The 19,187-nt window shown below is 29.8% G+C and carries 22 protein-coding genes; 16 read left to right on the top strand and 6 right to left on the bottom strand.

What is annotated here, in order from left to right:
- Window positions 1–21: 21 nt before the first annotated feature.
- Window positions 22–351, bottom strand: coding sequence for a hypothetical protein (locus tag AB1282_RS24290; RefSeq protein ID WP_429900847.1), 330 nt, complete (start codon window positions 349–351; stop codon window positions 22–24).
- A gap of 412 nt (window positions 352–763) precedes the next feature.
- The gene (locus tag AB1282_RS24285) at window positions 764–2,119 is read right to left on the bottom strand and encodes an alpha/beta hydrolase family protein (protein WP_429900845.1); all 1,356 of its coding nucleotides are present in this window, start codon (window positions 2,117–2,119) and stop codon (window positions 764–766) included.
- Between the two features lie 250 nt (window positions 2,120–2,369).
- Between AB1282_RS24285 and AB1282_RS24280 the strand changes: the two genes are divergently transcribed.
- The 4 genes from AB1282_RS24280 (at window position 2,370) to AB1282_RS24265 (ending at window position 4,970) form a co-directional block, all read left to right on the top strand.
- Window positions 2,370–2,516 (top strand): PH domain-containing protein, encoded by a 147-nt coding sequence (locus tag AB1282_RS24280; RefSeq protein ID WP_429900843.1) that lies wholly within the window; start codon window positions 2,370–2,372, stop codon window positions 2,514–2,516.
- A 352-nt stretch (window positions 2,517–2,868) separates the two neighbouring features.
- Window positions 2,869–3,177, top strand: coding sequence for a hypothetical protein (locus tag AB1282_RS24275; RefSeq protein ID WP_390311766.1), 309 nt, complete (start codon window positions 2,869–2,871; stop codon window positions 3,175–3,177).
- 159 nt (window positions 3,178–3,336) lie between these two features.
- Window positions 3,337–3,828, top strand: coding sequence for a hypothetical protein (locus tag AB1282_RS24270; protein ID WP_429900841.1), 492 nt, complete (start codon window positions 3,337–3,339; stop codon window positions 3,826–3,828).
- A gap of 254 nt (window positions 3,829–4,082) precedes the next feature.
- Window positions 4,083–4,970, top strand: coding sequence for a virginiamycin B lyase family protein (locus tag AB1282_RS24265; RefSeq protein WP_056474386.1), 888 nt, complete (start codon window positions 4,083–4,085; stop codon window positions 4,968–4,970).
- A 309-nt stretch (window positions 4,971–5,279) separates the two neighbouring features.
- Here AB1282_RS24265 and AB1282_RS24260 read toward each other — a convergent pair whose 3' ends face one another.
- Entirely contained in the window at window positions 5,280–5,765 is a 486-nt protein-coding gene (locus AB1282_RS24260) for a DinB family protein (protein ID WP_429900839.1), read from the bottom strand.
- 825 nt (window positions 5,766–6,590) lie between these two features.
- Here AB1282_RS24260 and AB1282_RS24255 point away from each other — a divergent pair.
- The 3 genes from AB1282_RS24255 to AB1282_RS24245 all read left to right on the top strand — a co-directional run bounded on the left by AB1282_RS24255 (window position 6,591) and on the right by AB1282_RS24245 (window position 8,548).
- On the top strand, window positions 6,591–6,731 hold the full coding sequence (locus AB1282_RS24255) for a DUF3953 domain-containing protein (RefSeq protein ID WP_353611587.1): 141 nt from the start codon (window positions 6,591–6,593) through the stop codon (window positions 6,729–6,731).
- Between the two features lie 46 nt (window positions 6,732–6,777).
- Window positions 6,778–7,005 carry a hypothetical protein gene (locus AB1282_RS24250; RefSeq protein ID WP_056474382.1) on the top strand — a complete coding sequence of 76 codons (228 nt, stop codon included), beginning with the start codon at window positions 6,778–6,780 and terminating at the stop codon, window positions 7,003–7,005.
- A 241-nt stretch (window positions 7,006–7,246) separates the two neighbouring features.
- Window positions 7,247–8,548 (top strand): ankyrin repeat domain-containing protein, encoded by a 1,302-nt coding sequence (locus AB1282_RS24245; RefSeq protein ID WP_429900837.1) that lies wholly within the window; start codon window positions 7,247–7,249, stop codon window positions 8,546–8,548.
- A 273-nt stretch (window positions 8,549–8,821) separates the two neighbouring features.
- Here AB1282_RS24245 and AB1282_RS24240 read toward each other — a convergent pair whose 3' ends face one another.
- A complete protein-coding gene (locus AB1282_RS24240; protein ID WP_056474376.1) occupies window positions 8,822–9,031 on the bottom strand; it encodes a hypothetical protein in 210 nt (69 codons plus the stop codon).
- A gap of 650 nt (window positions 9,032–9,681) precedes the next feature.
- Between AB1282_RS24240 and AB1282_RS24235 the strand changes: the two genes are divergently transcribed.
- The 3 genes from AB1282_RS24235 to AB1282_RS24225 all read left to right on the top strand — a co-directional run bounded on the left by AB1282_RS24235 (window position 9,682) and on the right by AB1282_RS24225 (window position 12,172).
- Window positions 9,682–10,152 (top strand): hypothetical protein, encoded by a 471-nt coding sequence (locus AB1282_RS24235; RefSeq protein ID WP_056474373.1) that lies wholly within the window; start codon window positions 9,682–9,684, stop codon window positions 10,150–10,152.
- Between the two features lie 192 nt (window positions 10,153–10,344).
- Complete coding sequence (locus AB1282_RS24230) at window positions 10,345–10,866, top strand: sigma-70 family RNA polymerase sigma factor (RefSeq protein WP_390312376.1); 522 nt, start codon at window positions 10,345–10,347, stop codon at window positions 10,864–10,866.
- Window positions 10,859–12,172, top strand: a complete 1,314-nt coding sequence (locus AB1282_RS24225) for a DUF4179 domain-containing protein (RefSeq protein WP_429900835.1) — start codon at window positions 10,859–10,861, stop codon at window positions 12,170–12,172. The genes AB1282_RS24230 and AB1282_RS24225 overlap by 8 nt, the downstream gene beginning before the upstream one ends.
- A gap of 86 nt (window positions 12,173–12,258) precedes the next feature.
- Here AB1282_RS24225 and AB1282_RS24220 read toward each other — a convergent pair whose 3' ends face one another.
- On the bottom strand, window positions 12,259–13,197 hold the full coding sequence (locus tag AB1282_RS24220; protein ID WP_429900833.1) for a patatin-like phospholipase family protein: 939 nt from the start codon (window positions 13,195–13,197) through the stop codon (window positions 12,259–12,261).
- Window positions 13,198–13,508: 311 nt separating this feature from the next.
- Here AB1282_RS24220 and AB1282_RS24215 point away from each other — a divergent pair, with 311 nt between their 5' ends.
- The 5 genes from AB1282_RS24215 (at window position 13,509) to AB1282_RS24195 (ending at window position 17,655) form a co-directional block, all read left to right on the top strand.
- Entirely contained in the window at window positions 13,509–13,709 is a 201-nt protein-coding gene (locus tag AB1282_RS24215; RefSeq protein ID WP_056474362.1) for an alpha/beta-type small acid-soluble spore protein, read from the top strand.
- Window positions 13,710–13,998: 289 nt separating this feature from the next.
- Window positions 13,999–14,430 (top strand): AbrB/MazE/SpoVT family DNA-binding domain-containing protein, encoded by a 432-nt coding sequence (locus AB1282_RS24210; RefSeq protein ID WP_286131747.1) that lies wholly within the window; start codon window positions 13,999–14,001, stop codon window positions 14,428–14,430.
- A 1,023-nt stretch (window positions 14,431–15,453) separates the two neighbouring features.
- Window positions 15,454–15,606 (top strand): hypothetical protein, encoded by a 153-nt coding sequence (locus AB1282_RS24205; RefSeq protein ID WP_156339722.1) that lies wholly within the window; start codon window positions 15,454–15,456, stop codon window positions 15,604–15,606.
- Window positions 15,607–15,795: 189 nt separating this feature from the next.
- Window positions 15,796–16,752, top strand: a complete 957-nt coding sequence (locus AB1282_RS24200; RefSeq protein ID WP_056474357.1) for a hypothetical protein — start codon at window positions 15,796–15,798, stop codon at window positions 16,750–16,752.
- A 159-nt stretch (window positions 16,753–16,911) separates the two neighbouring features.
- Window positions 16,912–17,655 (top strand): AlbA family DNA-binding domain-containing protein, encoded by a 744-nt coding sequence (locus AB1282_RS24195; RefSeq protein WP_056474354.1) that lies wholly within the window; start codon window positions 16,912–16,914, stop codon window positions 17,653–17,655.
- A gap of 100 nt (window positions 17,656–17,755) precedes the next feature.
- Here the strand turns inward: AB1282_RS24195 and AB1282_RS24190 are convergent, their stop codons facing one another.
- A complete protein-coding gene (locus AB1282_RS24190; protein ID WP_056474350.1) occupies window positions 17,756–18,130 on the bottom strand; it encodes a hypothetical protein in 375 nt (124 codons plus the stop codon).
- A 173-nt stretch (window positions 18,131–18,303) separates the two neighbouring features.
- Between AB1282_RS24190 and AB1282_RS24185 the strand changes: the two genes are divergently transcribed.
- Entirely contained in the window at window positions 18,304–18,834 is a 531-nt protein-coding gene (locus AB1282_RS24185; RefSeq protein ID WP_056474349.1) for a hypothetical protein, read from the top strand.
- Window positions 18,835–19,187 lie beyond the last annotated feature (353 nt).

Raw genomic sequence — 19,187 nt, 5'->3', positions numbered from 1 at the left:
ATCTTAACCTCATTCCTTACTTCAAAATTCTTTCCAATAATAAGCTAGTGTAACGAGCAAAGATACGATTGTAAAAGTAAAAGACACCAGTAATGAAAATGATTTTTGAGTGACTGTAAAAGGACTAGCATTCTCGCCCGTAACTTTCATTCCCGTCTGTGTTTGAGTACTTAAATTAATGCTATTGGTTGCAAATCCACCACTACTTGTGAAGAAACGGATGATAATCGTTACTACCAATCCTACAAAAAACGCATAATCAATCATTTTGCCATGCATAAAATCTGAAACAATCCATGTAAGTCCAAACAGAACTCCTAGTGTAATGATTGCAAAAATAAGCTTTTTCAAGTCCATCTTCCTTTCAAGTTTAAAATCTAATTATCTTTATTTTAATCCAAAATGGAAATTATTGTAAGAAAAATTAGAATAGATTGAGTTGTTAAATAATTAAAGGGTAAAGGATACTTCGTAAAGTGTTTGTGATTGGAAATTTATAAGCCACAAAAATGCTCGGCTTCTTATGCAACTAACTCATGCATTAGTTGTATAACAAATAGGGGCTGATTGATTGATCAATCAGCTCCTATTTCAGTATTTAGCAGTTTAGTTCAATAAGGAATAAGAAAAAAAGAACATTTTCATGCGCAATAAGACAGTTCTGAGAACTCGCATAATGTAAACAAAAAATCAGCCTCACGTAAGACTGATTTTTTATTCTTTTATCAATTGTTTCATGATAAATTTATACTTTTCTATAAAATTAATTTTTTGGCTTTGAAGTTACCCACTGTTTTATATCATTTAACACATAAAAGGGGACATGCTTAGGTTGCATATAGTCTTGAACAGTTTTGGTCTCACCTGCTATTGTATATCCGTGATTCAGGTCTGGATACAGTTTAAATGTTACATTTGTATTATTTTGCAATGCTAACCGCCATTTTTCTAAGTGAGAATTAGGCACTTGAAAATCTGCTCCTCCTTGCATGACAAACAAGGGTATATTTAAGCTTCTTGCAACTGAACTTGGCCTATAATCTTTTACACTATACCACCAATAGGCATTTGGAAGTAAAGCGAATTGCTCCGGTGGGTGTCCTGGATCAAAATCTGGCTGGGTAAGCAATCGTAATTGACTTCGGTAAAATACCATTTCTTCCTCTGGTATCATTCCTCCTGAATCTTCTTCAAAATAGGACTCGATCTCTGTAGTTGAAGGGTTAGGAGAAGAAAGAATGATTCCACCTGCAAAACTACCAGAGGGAGCCTTACTTATAATTTGAGGAACCATCAATCCTCCTCTACTGTGTCCTGCAACAAATATACTATTTTTATCAATAAATGACATGGATTTTAGAAGTTGCAAAGATGCTAAAGCATCCTCTACAAATTCTTCTTGCACTGAGTATGTTCGATAAGTATGTATATAGTGTTCACGTGTCTTTTTCTCGTATCGAAGAACGGCTATCCCTTGATTAGCTAAACCTAGGGCAATATCTTTAAATGGTTTTAAGGCGAAAATAGAGGAATCTCTATCTAATTCTCCATCTCCTTGAACAAGTATAACAACAGGGAAGGGACCTTTTCCTTTTGGGATTGTTAGTGTTCCAGGTACAGCATTATTTTTGCTTCCAATCCTCACTTCCCTTTCATCATAGGTATCAGGATTTACATAACTAGGTAACTGGTATTTTTGTTTAGAATATTGGAAATTAACATAAAAATCATCAATCTTTCCTTTCTTATCGAATTTCACTTCTATTGGTATGATAGACTGTTGATTTTGAAATGTTAAAGTGACTGTACAATGGACGCTATTACGAGACAAATTTGATTGTATGAGTTGGTAAGAAGATAATTTTTTCATGGATGAAATGATGAAATCGGGAATATTTTTTTCAGTGAATGTATGGTTTGTATATTGAAAGGCTTTTTCTAAATTCCCCATCTGTAATAGATGTACAAACTTCTTGGCATTCTCCTTCAAGAGTTTGTCGTTTACGGAAGCTACTTCTCCAATCTTTAGAGTAGGCGCTGCGTATGCACTGTCAATAGTCCAAGGTACTATTGATAGCATTACGGTCATAGCAGTTATAACACGTAATAATGTCTTCATTTGCTTTCATCCTCCTTATACATTGTTCAAATAAACTGAAGCGTTTGTCGTACTAATTCAGATGTAATTTTAAAAGAATGTAGTTAAAAAAGACATCTAATTGTCTTACAAATTAAGCATTTAATCTAACAAAATTGTCACTTTCTAAAAAGGTGGAGCTATCGATTCTGCAACGCGTTCTATTTTTTACAAAAAATTCTTCAAATATCTTAATCTGATATTTCATTGTGAACTTTAGCTAAAATCTTGGTTGATAAGAAGTCGAATTGCATATAGGGAAATAACAAAGATATCCCCTACATCAGAAATCTTTACAGGCTATCCGCTGTTATTATCAAAAAATGCACTTGAAATAATTTATAAATCTGGATATTTAAGAAGTAAAAATTACACCTAAAGACAATGAACTTTTATTTCTGAAATAAAGAAACTTTGTCAAAATGCGAAGATGAGTGAATTTACTAATTAAAATTAAATTAAATTTAAAAGGATACAGAGAAAAGAGCTTCAGAAAAAACGAAGCCCTTTTATTTGCGGGTTAAATATCGTTATGTAACTATCGCATGCAATAGTTGAAGATCGCAAGCTGCTAATATGGGGCTTTTTTTATTGGAGTAAATGGCAGTTTAGTTGTATAAAAAATGAGTCATTTGATTGATTAATATTTTTTGACTTAATGATTAAATTAAAATAAGAATAGTAGCAATGCTTTTAGAAAAATTAAATAAATTACAGTACGGAGAAACGATATGAAAAAACTTTTAAATATATTAGTCATTTTAGGTCCTGTGTTCTTTACTGTATCACTAAACTTTGAGTTTTATTGGATAAAAATTTTCAGCTTTATATATGCTTTAATTCTTATAACGCACGCAATAGTTAATGTTCCTAATAAATTAGATAGATTTATTCTATCTACATTTGGTGTATTAATACTGATTGGACTATTTTTTAATAGTATCTATTTATGGATTGTATTAGGATTGTTAGGAATTATATTTTTTGTAACAAGAATGGTTATTGAATTAGTAAGTATGAGAAAAAAAGGTATATTCTAATTTGAATTATTATTTTACATTTATGCAACTAACGCAAGCGTTAGTTGAACAACACAATCGGCTGTTTAGTCGTTTTTTTTATTGAGCTAAATGGCAGTTTAGTTGTATAAGGGATGATATAATAGTGCTGTAAAAAAAGATGACGATGGAGAAAATAAAATGGAAATTAATAAACTATATTTAAATTTTCTAACTAAAAATATACCAGATTATTTTTTATTAGATGAAGTTGAACGAATATACAAAGAAAAATATAAGGCGAATGAATTAGATAAAACGAACTTTATCGATTTAAAAAAGGATATATATGTGGATTACGCTAACATCGTTAAGTGTTATGAAATTACCGATGAAAAAGTATTAGACGATTTGTATTGTAAAGAAGAAAAAGAAAAACATCAGCATTTCACTAAAAAATATGCTTCAAGATATCCAGGAGAAGACCTTAGATTAAATGAGGGGAAATTAATAAATGTCATTTTAGAAAGTAAAGATGGCAAACGAATAAGTGGCTATACTTTACAAGGTAGCTGTTCATATATTTCAAGTGAATTGGTTGTTTTTATCGGAACAGAACAGGAAGAACAAAATATAGACAATCACAGATTTAGATATTATTTAGAGTGCCTTGAAGAAACGGGCTATTTATAAACCATAATGTTGTGCAACTAACTCATGCATTAGTTGTACAACATGATCGACTGTTTAGTCGATTTTTTTATTTCGTTAATTGGTAGTAGAGTTCAATAAGTAAAAGGGAAAATTTATAATTTGTTGAATTTAAATAATTGGATATAAATACCATATGAAAAGCTTTTGAGCTGGAAAATAGATTTTATTAATGTGTAGAAGTTTTAAAATATAAATTTATTAAGTTGAAGTTAATATTCAATGGAGGGGCTAAAATGAATTTTAATCTGCAAGAAATAAATCTTCCGTTTTCTGATTCGGGTCCATATGGTATAGCTGTTTCGCATGATGGGAAAATATGGTTTACTCAACATAAAGCAAACAAAATTAGTTGTTTTGATCAAGAAGGACATATTCAAGAGTATACTGTTCCCACACCTAATGCTAGAGTGATGTGTTTAACAGTATCTTCAAAAGGGGATGTTTGGTTTACGGAAAATGGAGCCAACAAAATAGGAAAGCTCTCTACAAGTGGTGTATTTACAGAATTTCCTTTGCCGCATCCAAATTCAGGCCCGTATGGAATTACAGAAGGACAAAATGGGGATATCTGGTTTACTGAGATGAATGGAAATCGGATTGGTAAATTGACTACAAAAGGGAAGATTCATGAATATGAACTACCTAACAAAGGCTCATATCCTTCTTTTATTACACTAGGATCTGATAGCTCACTTTGGTTTACTGAAAACCAAAACAATGCTATTGGTAAAATAACGGAATCTGGAGAATTAATGGAATTTCCAATTCCTACACCCGCATCAGGACCTGTAGGCATTACAAGGGGAAATGATAATGCACTTTGGTTTGTAGAAATAATTGGGAATAAGATAGGGAGAATCACTTATTCTGGAGAGATAATAGAATATGACATTCCTACACCAAATGCACGCCCCCATGCTATTGCTGTTGGAGAAGAATTTGATTTATGGTTTACTGAATGGGGTGCAAATAAAATAGGAAGATTGACAAGAGACCAGGCAATTGTGGAATATACAATTAAAACACATAATGCAGAACCTCACGGAATTGTATGTGACAAGGATGGAGTCGTTTGGTTCGCCTTAGAATGTAACAAAATCGGAAAATTAACCTTGATATAATAAGAGGTATGTTTTTGGCTTGTTAGATATATTAAAATGAAAACTGAATTGGGAACTCTCATAAAATACCTATATCTTATGAGAAATCCCTTATTTTTTTTTATTAGGTCTCTATTCCACATGTTGTAGCTTACAAGCTGCATAATTGCAGTTATTCCACCTGCTCCTGAGTGTTATTTAACTATTGCAATGTGTTTTAGTTGAATAAGTCCTAAATAATCCCAATTACTTAACCTAAAAAAGCTACCGTCGATGGTAGCTAGAATTTATACTTATAAAAGAAATTGATTAAATTATTTTCTTTCTTAACTAATTATTCGAATGAGTGGCAAGACCTCGCCCAATTAGATTTGCAGAAACAGGTTGTTTCCCGATTTCCCTTGCCCAAATTGATAATTGTCCTATATGGTGAATTTCATGAGTAATGGTATGTCTAATGATTTCACCCCAAGTATCCGTCACATTTCTTCCATCTGGTAAGATATCGTAAAATAAACGATTTTCCATTTCATTATCCCAGTTGTCTACAAAATTTTTCACTTCAATATGAAATTTAGCGTCCAATTCACGAACTTTATCTAAGCTTTTATAAGCATTGAAATTCTCCTGAAAATCAGATTTGCCTTGTAATACTCGAATCCAGCTCCACTCTACATCAACTATATGAAAAAGTGTATGTAAAATACTACCCATTCCACCAGAGCGGTTCAACAGTAGTTCTTCTTCACTTAACTCTTCACACCACCTATACCATTCTTCTCTTACCGACCAATTATATCTAAAAAACATTTGCAAATATAACCCCTCCTAAATTAAGCATTTAAAATAATTCATTAAGAATATTATCAAAATTTGCTAACTAAGAGTAGTTCAACAAGCAATAGTTAAATTCCTTGTTGAACTAAAAGTAAGAGTAATTTCAATAGAGGCTCGCTTATGCTTATTCAAGTAAATGACAGGTTAGATGCATAAGGATAATTTAATTCCTGTGAAAAAAAGGAGAAATTCCCCCAAGTTACTGTTAATGAATTTATATATATAATTGAGTAATTAACAATATTATTTATTTTTCTTTTCATATGAATTAATCAAGCTTTTACATTTTGATGTATAGATAAATAAAAATTTATGGAGGGATTAGAACTGTCATTATTAAAGAAATATATAAAATGGCTTTTTAAGAATAATGTTAGAAAATATGATTTAGCTGAATTCCTAGCTGAGATGTTTTTCCTTTTGATATTTTTTTCGTTGCTTTCGCATATGAAAATTTCTTTTAAGTTATTCCTATTAACGTGTTTTTTTATGATAAACCTAGCTGTATTATGTGAGGATAATATAAGAAAAATGCTAGGTAAATTTAATATACGATTTCCAAAATGGATAAGTGTTATTACATTTCCAGTATTTTTAATATTCATTTTTATCTATAATTATTAATTTAAAAATTCATAGTACTTATTGAACTGTGCTGTGCGATAGTTGTACAAGAATTTATGATTAAGTAAATAGTGCGGAGGTATTTCGATTGTTAAAAAATTTGAGATTAATATTAGTTTGATAGGCTTAATTTTGGCTATTTATGGCTTAATAACTAAGAATTTTTCATTAACGCCTTATATGCTCTTATTCATAGGAGCAACGTTTTTGTTGGCAAGTATATCTGAATTTCAACTGAAACGAAATAAAATAGGTACTATTAGTTTCATAGTATCTTTGCTTGTGTTCTTAGTATCAATACAAGGATTCCTATTCAACTAACGCATGCGAAAATACATAAAGAAATAAAATAAAGAAGGAGGTTATTATGGCAACATGTCAAAATTGTAATTATAAATGGACAAAGAAATCGATATGGAAACTAGGATTTTCAAAAAACGGTGCAATTTGTACAAATTGTGGTCAAAAACAATTTATATCTTTCGAAACAAAGATTTTAATGACTCTCGCAGATCTATTTCCAATAGTTGGGGTTGTTGGACTTTTTCTTTATCCTTGGTACGTAAAGTTAAGTAATTTTGAGGAAGGGAAATAAAATTATATTTCAAAACTAGTTGAATAAAAATAGCAGCCATTCGCTGCTATTTTTATTTATCTATGTGGCAGTTTAATTCAATATTATTTTTGCTTTTGACATTGCATCACGAAGGAATATTGTTAAAATTGAGAATAGTTTCTGTTCCGTAATATAGGGTTTTCATGCATAATAATAATTAATGAAATACTTCTTATATTTCATTTACTCTCCATGATTAAACAAAAGGAAAGAAGAAAAAATGAAAAAGACAATTGTTTACTTCAGTTTGTTAGTGAATTTAGTTTTGGTAGCGTCATCATTCTTATTTAATATGGGTTGGTTAAGAGTATTTGCCTTAACATTATTCGTACCATATACGATCGCATTAACTATTATTAACTTCTTATATGTATCGAAGTGTTTTAAAATTAATTCTGTTCAAAACATGAAACCTTTAATTTTAACAAATGGATTTTATTTTCTCGCAAATATAATTCTTCCTGATTTTGGTGATGTTGAAGGATCTTATGCTTTTTTTGGATTGATAAAGAATGTTCCAGATTTTTTTATACTGGTATCAATTACTTTTGCAATTGCACATATGGTATTTCTTGTTATTAGTCTTAAAGAAATGAGGAAAATGAAGAAGATTCAAAAAGTACTCCTTTTAAACAAAAAACTACTACAAAATGCAAAAACACCTACTAAAATAATAGTTGGAACAGTCATTACGCTTGTTGTGATCTCGCTGATTGGCTATAATACCAATCAAAAAGCTGGTGGGGATACAAAGAAAATAGAAAATTTAAATGAAGCTATTCGGAAAAATAATATCAAACAAATTAAAAGGTACATTGATTCTGGGATAAACTTGAATAGAACTGATACAGCATCACAACAAGAAGGGGGAATTTTCCCTGAAAGCCCCCTCTATGTTGCGTGCGAAAAATCAAATCTAAAAATAGTAAAACTACTTTTGGAAAATGGTGCTAAACCAGTTCAAGTAAAAGGGACGGCCAATTCTCCTTTAACAGAAGTATTTGCTTACTATAATAAAGATGATTTAGAATTGGCGAAATTGTTGATTAAACAAGGAGCAGATATAAATTATGTTGAGCAAATGACAGATGCAACGCCTAAAGGAATGATGCCTATATTGGAACTTGCTTATTCTCAACCAAATAGCATGAGTTCCATTCCAAAGAGTGAGGCAAATGAAGGAGTTCTTGAAATCTTTAGATTCTTAGACACTTTACCTAATGTAGATTTTAATGTCAGTACAAATTACGGACATGTCTTAACAATTGCAGCCCGTCAAAATAATTTACCTTTGTTAAAATATCTAATAGAGGAAAAGAAAATGGATATTAATCTAAAAGATAAAGAAGGCTACACAGCACTTTATTATGCAGCAGGGTCCACAGAAGAAGTAAAAATGGTTGAATATTTACTTGGAAAAGGTGCTGATAAGACGATTGAGAGCAATGGCAAAACACCTTATGATGCTGCTTTTGAAGTTTCCTCAGAGCGTTCTATGGAATTGCTTAAGTTAGACAAATAAAAATAAAAATTCCAGATCTTTTATGAATGCTAATGCAATTAACGCATGCAATAGTTGAACCACCTTTAAGCTGCTTCGGTAGCTTTTTTTATACAACAAAATGGCGGTCGGCTTTAACGCATATGTAATTCCTATGTCCTTACTTGTTGGTGGGGTGGCAACAGACGAACCCAATAGTACTATTTTCATCAGGAAACTTAAATAACGAGAAAGCTGCAACTATATAAATTCTAATTTAACTCCATGGATCCACTACCGTATAACCATTCCATTTCACTCCGATTTACCTTTGATATTAGCCTTCTCTTTATTTCTTTTTTTCTTCCAATCTAAAAATATTAATAATAATGGACCTGTACAAAAAAATAATACCTGTAGCAAAAGAACATACAATTTATACTTAGGAAACTCTGGACCAACAACAATCAATACCGTAAACATTATGTATGAAGTTATGATTAATAATTTTTTTGCTAATTTCATAATATTATCCTCCTGTTTCAAATTGGTTGTTGCTATGACATTAAATAAAATAGCACCAGTCATTTTAAATATTTATTAAATTTTATAGGAAAGGTCACACTCCCTACACCAGTTACCGCGGAAGTTAAAATTGAATTACACTTTTTTATAACTGTGTCCTAATTTTTTTAGTAAACGTTTACGAAATTATCTTAACATTTAAAAAGTAAAATTTACCAAAACTCATTGTCATTATTGTGAACTTTTTTTCATTTTTTCAAATAGTCGCATTTACTGCTATTGGAACTTATAAAAATGCAACAAACTATGATTCTATTAGTAAGTATTTTCTTAAATTATACTGAAAAATATTCAATCTTCACCAAAGGTTCTTTTTAAGGTGAAAATTTGTAAAGTTTTACTAAAATATTCATAAAAATTCCACTGAATTAATTCCTCAGATTACTATAATTTAAGACATTAATAATAATGTAAAGAGGTGATCGTTTTGGTAGATAATTTGTTAAGTTATTTTCTAATCAATTCAGAGAATTAAGGAGATTCAAGGGATCATTAGGTTTCTCTATGTACGAAAGTTGAGTAATTTGTTTATTTGGCATTTTTTTCATAAACAAAAAAAGAACATCTTTAAAAGATAAGGAGTGTTAGATATGAAAAAAATTTTAGTTTCAACTTTAGCAACTGCTATTACTCTCAGCTCAGCAAGTGTATCATTTGCAGAGTCGACTGATACAAATGACAACATTCAAATTACACCTATTGAACAAATAACATCTCCTATAACTAGTCGAAGTGTTGCTATTGAAACAGGAGGAACACAATATAGTTATGTTGGAACGGCCTATGGAAAAATACAAAATAAATCTGGACTGGATTTTTCTATTCAAATAGCTTCAGTCGCTTCTATATCTCTCGGAGTATATTTTGCTCCAGCAGCTTTCGCAGGTGTTGCTGCAACACCTGTATCATTTCTTTCAAGCTCTAGACCTATTCTTTATACAAAAGATATTATGCAAGTAAGATATTCTGGAAAAACGAGAGTAATTCGCCATAATGTTTATGTATATTCAGATTCTAATAGGACAAAATTGATAAAATCCTATTGGCAAGAAACCATATAATTAAATAAAAAATAAAGTTAAAAAAGAGGGTGTCATAAAAGTTCTAATAATCCCCTTATAGTAGACAGTTAAAAGAAGGGTGCTGTACTGTCTACTATAGGGGGAATTTTTTATGGGGAAAATTAAAAATATTAAAACTTTTTTAGCTCTCAGGAGTCTAATGTATAGAACACCGAGATGGAGGGATTGAGATTGCAGGATCATAGTCTAGTGAAAAGGGCTATCAAAGGAGATGAGCAAGCATTTTTATCAATTATGCATGAGCATAAATTGTCATTATATAAAACTGCACTAGCTTACTTGAAGAATAAAGATGAGGCAATTGAAGCAATTCAAGAAGTAACCTTTAGAGCTTATCAAAACATAAAAACATTGAGGGAACCAAGTTATGTAAAAACATGGCTTATTCGGATTATGATTAATTACTGTCAGGATTATATTAAGAAGAATAATAGAGTAACCTTCGACGATGAATATATTTCACAGCTAGGTACGAACGAAGACTATAACTATATTGAAATAGAAGAAGCAATGTCACAGCTTGATGATACACAGCGACAGCTATTACATTTAAAATATTTTCACGATATCAAAATCAAAGATATTGCAATTATGTGGAATCGTCCGGAAGGTACAGTAAAGACTTGGTTGAATAAAGCATTGAAATCATTAAGAGGAATCCTTGAAGAGAAAGGAGAAAAAGGCCGTGTTTGAAAAAGAAGAAAATGAACTAAAAAAGTTGAAAGAAAAATACGAAAACATCGGGTTACCTATTGATGAAATTGATGAGGCTATACAAATTGGATTTCAAAAAGCTAAAGAAACTAAGTTAGTAACTAAACCGAGACGGAAATCTAAGATCTGGTCTATTGTTGCAGCTGCTATTCTTCTATTGGGATTTCTTACAAGTATTCGTGTATCGCCAACCTTTGCTGATTATTTAACAAATATTCCAGGTATGGAGAAAATCGTTAAACTTATTCGTGATGATAAGGGACTAATATCAGCTGTAGAAAATAAATATGCTCAAGAAATTAATATTTCACAAGAGAAAAGCGGAATTAAGGTAACGATTGATTCAGTAATTGCTGATGAGCAAGGGATAGTGATTTTTTACACGATTGATGCAAAAGAGACACAACATAATTTTACTTTAAAAGAAGTGAGTCTCAAACCAAGTAATGGTGAAGAATTGCCAGAACATTCTTCATCATTTGATCTTCCAGTAGAAGATGAGTTAAATACTTATACTAGTAAGATTGAATATTTTTTTCAGAAAACAAACGAGCAAAAAGACTTTAACTTAGATTTAAAGATAAAGAGTAAGGAGGTTTCAGAGCAATTTTCTATTCCATTCTCTTTAAAAAATCTAGAAAAAACAAAACAAATATACGAACTAAATAAAACAGTAACGATTGAAGGGCAAAAGATAACAATTAAAAAAGTTACAGTTTATCCTCTCCGTGTAGCTGTACAAGTAAAAATGGATCCAAATAATACTAAGAAAATACTAGATTTTACTGATTTTGAACTTCTTGATCAAAATGGCGAAGTATGGTCTAAAATAACAAATGGAACTACTGCCAATATTCTTAGCGATAATGAACGAATTATCTATTTACAGAGTAATTTCTTTAAAGATCCAAAAGAATTATATTTGGTTATTCATAAGCTACAGGCAGTTGATAAGGATGAAGAATATATATTAGTTGATACTGAAAAACAACAAATTCTTAAACAGCCAAAAGGAAATTATTTAACTGACTTAAAAAAAGAAGAATCAGAATTGAAGTTCACCTTAAATACAAAAAAAGAATTTCATTACTCATTGGTTGAATCAATTTTTGATGCTAATGGAAAAGTAGTTCAAACTAGCTCAGAATCTCAAGAATATGATGATGGTGGTAAGCAAGTAGTAGGAATAACAATTTCTACTAAAGATTACGTTAATCCATTAAAGCTTAAGCTGGCGTTTTATCCTGAATATATTCAAGGAGATGCGAAAATAAGGATTAAATGAGATAACCTAACGGACTAAAAATAGGAAAAACAAAAAAACGTAATCTTTTCTATGAATATCTAGAAAAGATTGCGTTTTTTTAGTTATTACAGATTGTCCACCTTATGACAGTACGGTTCAGGTGGATAGTTATGCTTAAACTTTTCAAAATCCCAAGTTCCAAGGAATTTTTTTGCTGCTTGGTATCCATTAGTGAAAAGTAGTTCCTTTTCTTTTTTTGTTAAATTGAAATCTGTGCTTGATATTTCACCAGTTTGGATTTTTATTGTTCGTTCATTTACTTCTTTTGTTAGATGTCGAAAGTCGTGTGCTTGTCTCATCGTAATAAATATTGATTTATAGAATGAGATTGGATTATGACCATCCAGTGGTTTTCCAATAATTTCATCATCTATTAAACGAAAACCAAAAGTTGGCCATTCTTGGTGATCATCGAAAATCCAAATTGGAAAATTGCTTAAGATTCCGCCATCAACAATTAAAATTGGATAATTATAATTAGGAGTTTTTAGTTTAATTGGTTGAAAGAAGAATGGAATTGTACCACTCATTCTAACGGCTTGAGAAATGGTTATATCTTTTGCTGATAAGCCATAATCAGGTAGGTCATCAGGTAAAACGACCATTTTACCATTACTAATATCTGAAATAATAATTTTTAATTTTCCTTCTTCTAAATCATCGAAATAGCGAATTCCTTTTTTTGATAATAAAGCTTCTAACCATTCTTCTTCAAATTCATTTTTATATAACCCATTTTTAAATAAGATATTTAATCCTAATCCGATTAAAGGAATAAAGTGCAACCATGTTTTTGTAATAAATTTCTTATAATCTAAATGATCCATAATTTCCTTTAATTCTTTCCCTGTATAGCCACTTGCTAGAAGAGCAGCAACAATAGCACCAGCAGAAGTGCCTGCCAAACGTGCCCATTTATAACCTTCTTCTTCTAAAGCGCAAATAGCTCCAACATGTCCGATTCCTCGAACTCCTCCTCCTTCAAAAATACCATCTACTTTCATTTTGTCACACCTACCTTTCAGAAAAGTGAATTATACTAATATAATATATGGGAGTTCTGTTTAAGTGTGATTAGCTATTGATGCAATCATATTTATCAATTAATTTATTTTTTGGGAAATAATCTGACAATCTTTGCAGTTGAAATTGTATTTCAAAAATCTAGAGAAACTTTATTTGCTATAAACTTTCGGATGAAACATTCAAAAAGTTGCAGAAATATTTATATGATGAATATTTTAAATTCAAAATGAAATACTAACAGCAATCTGATAGTTTATATCAGAAAATTTTATTAAAGGGGCTACATATCATGGCAAACAGATCTTCAAATCAATATGTTTCACCAAATGCTGAATCTGCGATCGATCAGATGAAGTATGAAATTGCAACAGAATTTGGAGTACATTTAGGTCCAGATTCAACGTCTCGTGCAAATGGTTCAGTAGGTGGAGAGATTACAAAACGTTTAGTTCAAATGGCTGAACAAAGTCTCGGTGGCTATTCAAGATAATAGATTTAAATTGAGAGATGAGTTAATTAAAGGTAATTCGTTACCAAATGATTAACTCATCTCTTTTTGAATCTTTTTAGAAATTTTACATAATTTACCAAAATAAAAAACAAGAGATATAAAAAATCAAGAAAATTATTTTAATTTGTATTAATATTAGTAAAAATGAGTCGATATAAGTAGAGAGAAAATTAAAATAATTTGGTATTATTATACTAAACTCAATTTAAAAATAGAGAGAATTATATTGAGTATATAAAGAGATAGAAATAAATGGGGAGTTGCAAGTATGAAATCAACTGGAATTATTAGAAAACTAGACGATCTTGGAAGAATTGTTCTACCGAAAGAATTAAGAAATACAATGAATTTAGAGAATAATGCTCCATTTGAAATTCATTTTGAAGAAGGTATGATTATTCTTACAAAATATGATGAAAATTCCGGTCTAAGTGGAATTGTAAGAAAACTAGATGACTTAGGTAGAATTGTTTTACCAAAGGAATTAAGAAAAATGTTAAATCTAAATAAATATGAACCATTTGAAGTATTTATTGAGGAGCAAAGGATTATCCTAAAACAATTTGTTTCGAGTAATGCTTGTATGGTAACAGGAGTTATTGATGAAAATAATTTCTCATTTGATAGTGGAAAGATTGTAGTAAGTAAAAACGGTGCAGAAATCCTTATTAAGGAATTGCAGGAATACATAGCTAAATAAAATATCTCTAAAAGTGCTCTTTTATCTATTTAAAGTAGAAGAGCACTTTTTTTGTTTGAATTAAGTTGTAAGGAATAAGAATTAACCCTTTCTAAAGTAATATAAAGAAGCACTTTCCAAGTTCTCAACGATTTACTACAAATTTGTTAAAACCCTCTAAAATACACCAAGATAATAAGACACTACATAAAATGATAATTTCCATTTTTTACATCTCCTTTTTGTTCTACTTTTAAGTTTTCTTATTCTATTACTGTCTTGATTTTTTAAGATTGTATGTTCTGTTTTGTTTGGATGTTTTTATTATACACGAACACTCATTCTAATGTAAGTAGTTTTTTAGAAATTTTATGAAATTTTTTGCGAACGTACAATCAGGTCATTTGTTCGTATTAAGAGGCCCTGAATTATATTTCAGGTTAAGCTGTTTTAAAAATTGATTTATTTTCAAAAGAAAAGCCGCGATTTAGCAGCTCAAAATCTTTAATATATGTGTAAATAATTAAAGAGGCCCACTAGTGGCCTCTTCTTCTTTTATTCTATACTTTTATTTATGAACCTTACTAATTTATATCCTGTAATTAATGAGAGTACATAACCTATAAAAATTAATATAGTGACTAATACATTTTGATAAATGTTAAACTTTATTAAAATAATTAACGAAAGTATAATCAGGGAAATTAGTAAGACAAACCATTTCAATTTTTCATTAGAAATATAAGATGAACTCGACTTTGTAATCTTGGTTACGAATTTTGGTAAAGATGCATAAATACCAATCAGAAATAGTCCTAAAAATGGGAATAAAACACTGTAATAAGTATTGTCAAAAGTTGCGTTTTGAAACTTAAAAATGAAGTCTAACAATAAAAATAATCCTAGCACATAAAGTAGAAAAAAACTTAAATAGCTGAATGTTTTCATAAAGTTACCCCTTTTATTAATATTTAGACTGGTTTGACTAATGTTACAAGGGATATTACAATGGTGTTTCAATTTCCATATTATACCATATGGAGGATGGGGTATGAAAAGGTAAGAAAAGTAATGTTAACTGCTGGACTATTATCGTTGGCTGGTGTACGTACTTCAAGTGATTTTGCAAAAGAAATTCCAGTTGGTAAAGTAGGGATTAGCGAGAAAATAAATAAGAGAGTAGTAGACAAGCTATAAAATCAGCGTATTGTTCCCTTAAATCAGATCAAATCACTATACGCAAAAAAGAATAAGAAAATTACAGAAAAAGATATTCCTACCATCTGAGAAGTAATATAGCCTTGCAAAGTAAATGTACTGAAAAAGTATGTTTCTTCCACAAATATGGTAGGATATGGTTATGGAAATGTAAGAAGGAGAAAACGTATGGGCCTAATAGAGAATCAAAAGTACTTCTTTGAAAAATATAAAATCGATGAACAGGATTTTGAAAAGTACTGTTTAGACTGGTCAAAATATATTGAAATTTATAATGAATACATATCAGAAATACCGAATCTTGAAACGGTAGCTACTTTTATTTCGGAAATACTCCGTAAAAATCCTGAAATTCATACTGTGAAATCGCGAATAAAGTATCCTGATCATTTAATTGAAAAGATTATTCGAAAGACGATAAAAGGCAAAAAATCAGACTCAGAATATGAAATCAATGTTTCGAATTATAAATCTGAAATTACAGATCTAATTGGTATAAGAGCATTGCATTTATATAAATACCAAGCTGCAGATATAGATAAAACAATTAGACAAAATTGGAATTTACATGAAAAAGCGACTATTTACCATCGCTTAGGTGATATGACGAGTGAACAACATATCGAAGAAGAAAAGTTCCAGTTTTTAGTTCATGATGCAGGATATCGATCATGGCATTATGTAATTAAGTCACAAATGACAAAAGTAAATTATTTAGCTGAAATTCAAGTAAGAACGATATTTGAAGAAGGCTGGAGCGAAATAGATCATCAACTAAGGTATCCTTATGATTTAGATAATGAGATATTAAATGAACAACTTTTAATTTTAAATAGGCTTTCGGGTGGGGCTGACGAATTGGTCAATTCAATCCTTCATACAAAGATGACAATTTATCAACAAAACGAAGAAAAAGAATTTCGTGATGAAATGATTCAGGAATTATTAGATGAAATTTCTAGTTTGTCAGAGGATGGAAAATTAACTGATGAAGATAAGAAGTCACTGGAAGAGAAGATTAAGCAATTAGAAGTTAAAAAGATTAAAGTAAATTATAGTAATCTGTTTAATAATCGCTCGGTTGAATATCACTTTAAACGAAGAATATTTCCTAGCGATTTTTAGATAACTGTTATTAAAAGCCAAGGCTATATGCTTTGGTTTTTTTGCACTTTTTACCAGAAAAATTTCTACGATTTTTTAGGTGCCATTTCTTTTTTTCTAACATTAAATGTAATAACAGATCTAGTTTAGATTTTAAAAAATATGAAACTAGGTGGAATCATGGTTAAAAGGCCGATTTATAAGCAGGAATTTTTAAATACATTTAATTATGCAGACAAGAATTTTGATATTGCTTCTCTTAAAAATCTGATTGAACAATCTTTTGGAGAAAATAATGCATTGGATTTTAAGGAAACATTCGTTAGAGAGGATCAAATTGCAAAATTAATAATTGCAATGGCGAATTCTGGTGGAGGATCAATTATTTTTGGCGTAAATGATGATAATCACCCAGTCGGAATCCTTAAAGAAGAGCTAAAGGATCCAACCGATTTTCAAAGAAAATTAAATGGCTATTTACCTTCTTTTCTAATTTATCATCTTCAACAAATTGATTACGACGAGAATGAAATGTATGGATATTTTAGTGGTAAAACCTTCTTCATCATTTATATCCCCGAGCAAAATCGATATATCCCGTTTATAGCTAAAAGAGGCTCCGATAAATTATTTACAGATAAAATTTATATTCGAAAAAATACTTCAAACGAAACCGCCACAAACGATGATTTAGAAATTATTTTTAGAAAAAGGCTCATTGAACAATATGAGGACTTATCAAATATGAGTCTAAATGAGCATATGGAACAATTAAAGATCCTTTATCGGATAGCTGCAATTAGTGGTGATACAAGTAAAAACCAAAAGAGCCATAAAGATGATTTTAGTGAATTTATTGCCAGAATGATTGAAAAGAAGAAGCGGAAGATTGAGATTGTATTGGAGGTTAGTAATATTGAGTGATTGGTGTGAGGAGAGAATAAAACATAGAAATTATAGGAATGAAGATAAAACCGGGAGTATCGGTTTATCTTGCATTCCATTTTTTATTTAATATTTAAAATTACTTGTAATAAGTATTTTCTATATAATCAGCATGTCTTAAGTCCTTCTCTACTTTTTCAATTTCTTTATCTGTATTCAAGTATCGAATATATTTTGATTCTTTCGTTTTTATATAAAAGCAATCTATTTTATTAGAAGAATTATTTAGATCGTAAGTTAGGTTGATATAGTCACCGTTTTTATAGACTGCAATAACAATACTAGAGCGTTTAATTTTTTCAGTATTATTTACTTTCATTTTATTTTTTAAATAATCTTTTTCAAGTTTTATAACCTGATTTAACTGATTATCAAACTTATTTTTATTAATACAAGCAGAAAGAGAAACTATAAAAAGTATTGTAGCGAATAAAACCAGTATTTTCACCCTCATAAATATCACTCCTTATTATTTTTTATTATAGATAAATTATTAGAGAGTAAGATTTATGAATGTTATTATTTTGTGAAAGATTTATTTTTCATATAAATTTCATAGTTTCTTACTCTACTGGAATATATTTCATTTTATGATTAGTTATAATAAGACTTAAATTTGGAGGTGAAGTGTCATTGACTTTATTTTTATTGTTCGTTTTTATTGTAGTTTCCATATTTCTATTTAAAAGAGATAAAGTCTCATTCATGCTTGGTGAAAATAACAAACTTGTTTTTAAATTAAATAATACTAGTTGGTTTCAAAATCATTTGATGTCAGGAATGTTCTTGTTTATTGTGAATGCAACGTTGTTTTTTACTACTTGTCTGATAATTTATCTATTAACGTATCTACTAATTCCATTTCTCCATTTGTTGGTAATGATTTTGGCCATCTTTGGAAGTTTCTTTTTGTGGATAATCGTGAATAAGGCATGGCAAGGTACGAACGCAAACCGAATTAAAATGAGTATTTTAGGAAGTAGTTTTTATATTTTATTATCGATTTTGTTTCTATATTGGTTATTAAATCTTGAACCTTCATATCCAGGTGAAGATCTGTTTATGAGTTCATTAGGATTGATGTTTGGATTAATGGTTTCGATTGTTGCATTTCTTTCTTGTTTGATAACTACAGGATTTAGTTTTAAAGGTAAGTAATTTGTTAGAAAGTCTAAGAATTTAAGGATAACCCAGGTTATTAAACTTGTATCACCTAATTTAAACACATAGAAAAAAGGGGAAGGGCACTTAATATTACAAGTTGTTAAGTGCTTTTATATATAGCAAATAACCCGATTTTTTAGCAATATTTTAATAGGTGTATTTTCTCTCTTTTGATGCTTTTCTGAGACAGATTAATAGGTTTATTTAACTAGACAATAATTTGAAAAGTAAATAACTAATCATTTATTTTGTGAAGATAAGTGGGTTAATTTCATTTGAAAATGATTAGAAAAATTAGTGCATTTTAAAGAAACGCTGATAAACCAGGGCTTAAATAACCCAATTGA

This window comes from Gottfriedia sp. S16(2024), from assembly GCF_050473765.1.
Lineage (GTDB): Bacteria > Bacillota > Bacilli > Bacillales > Bacillaceae_G > Gottfriedia.
Note: the sequence above shows the minus strand (reverse complement) of the source record. Positions and strands in the feature narration are given on the sequence as shown.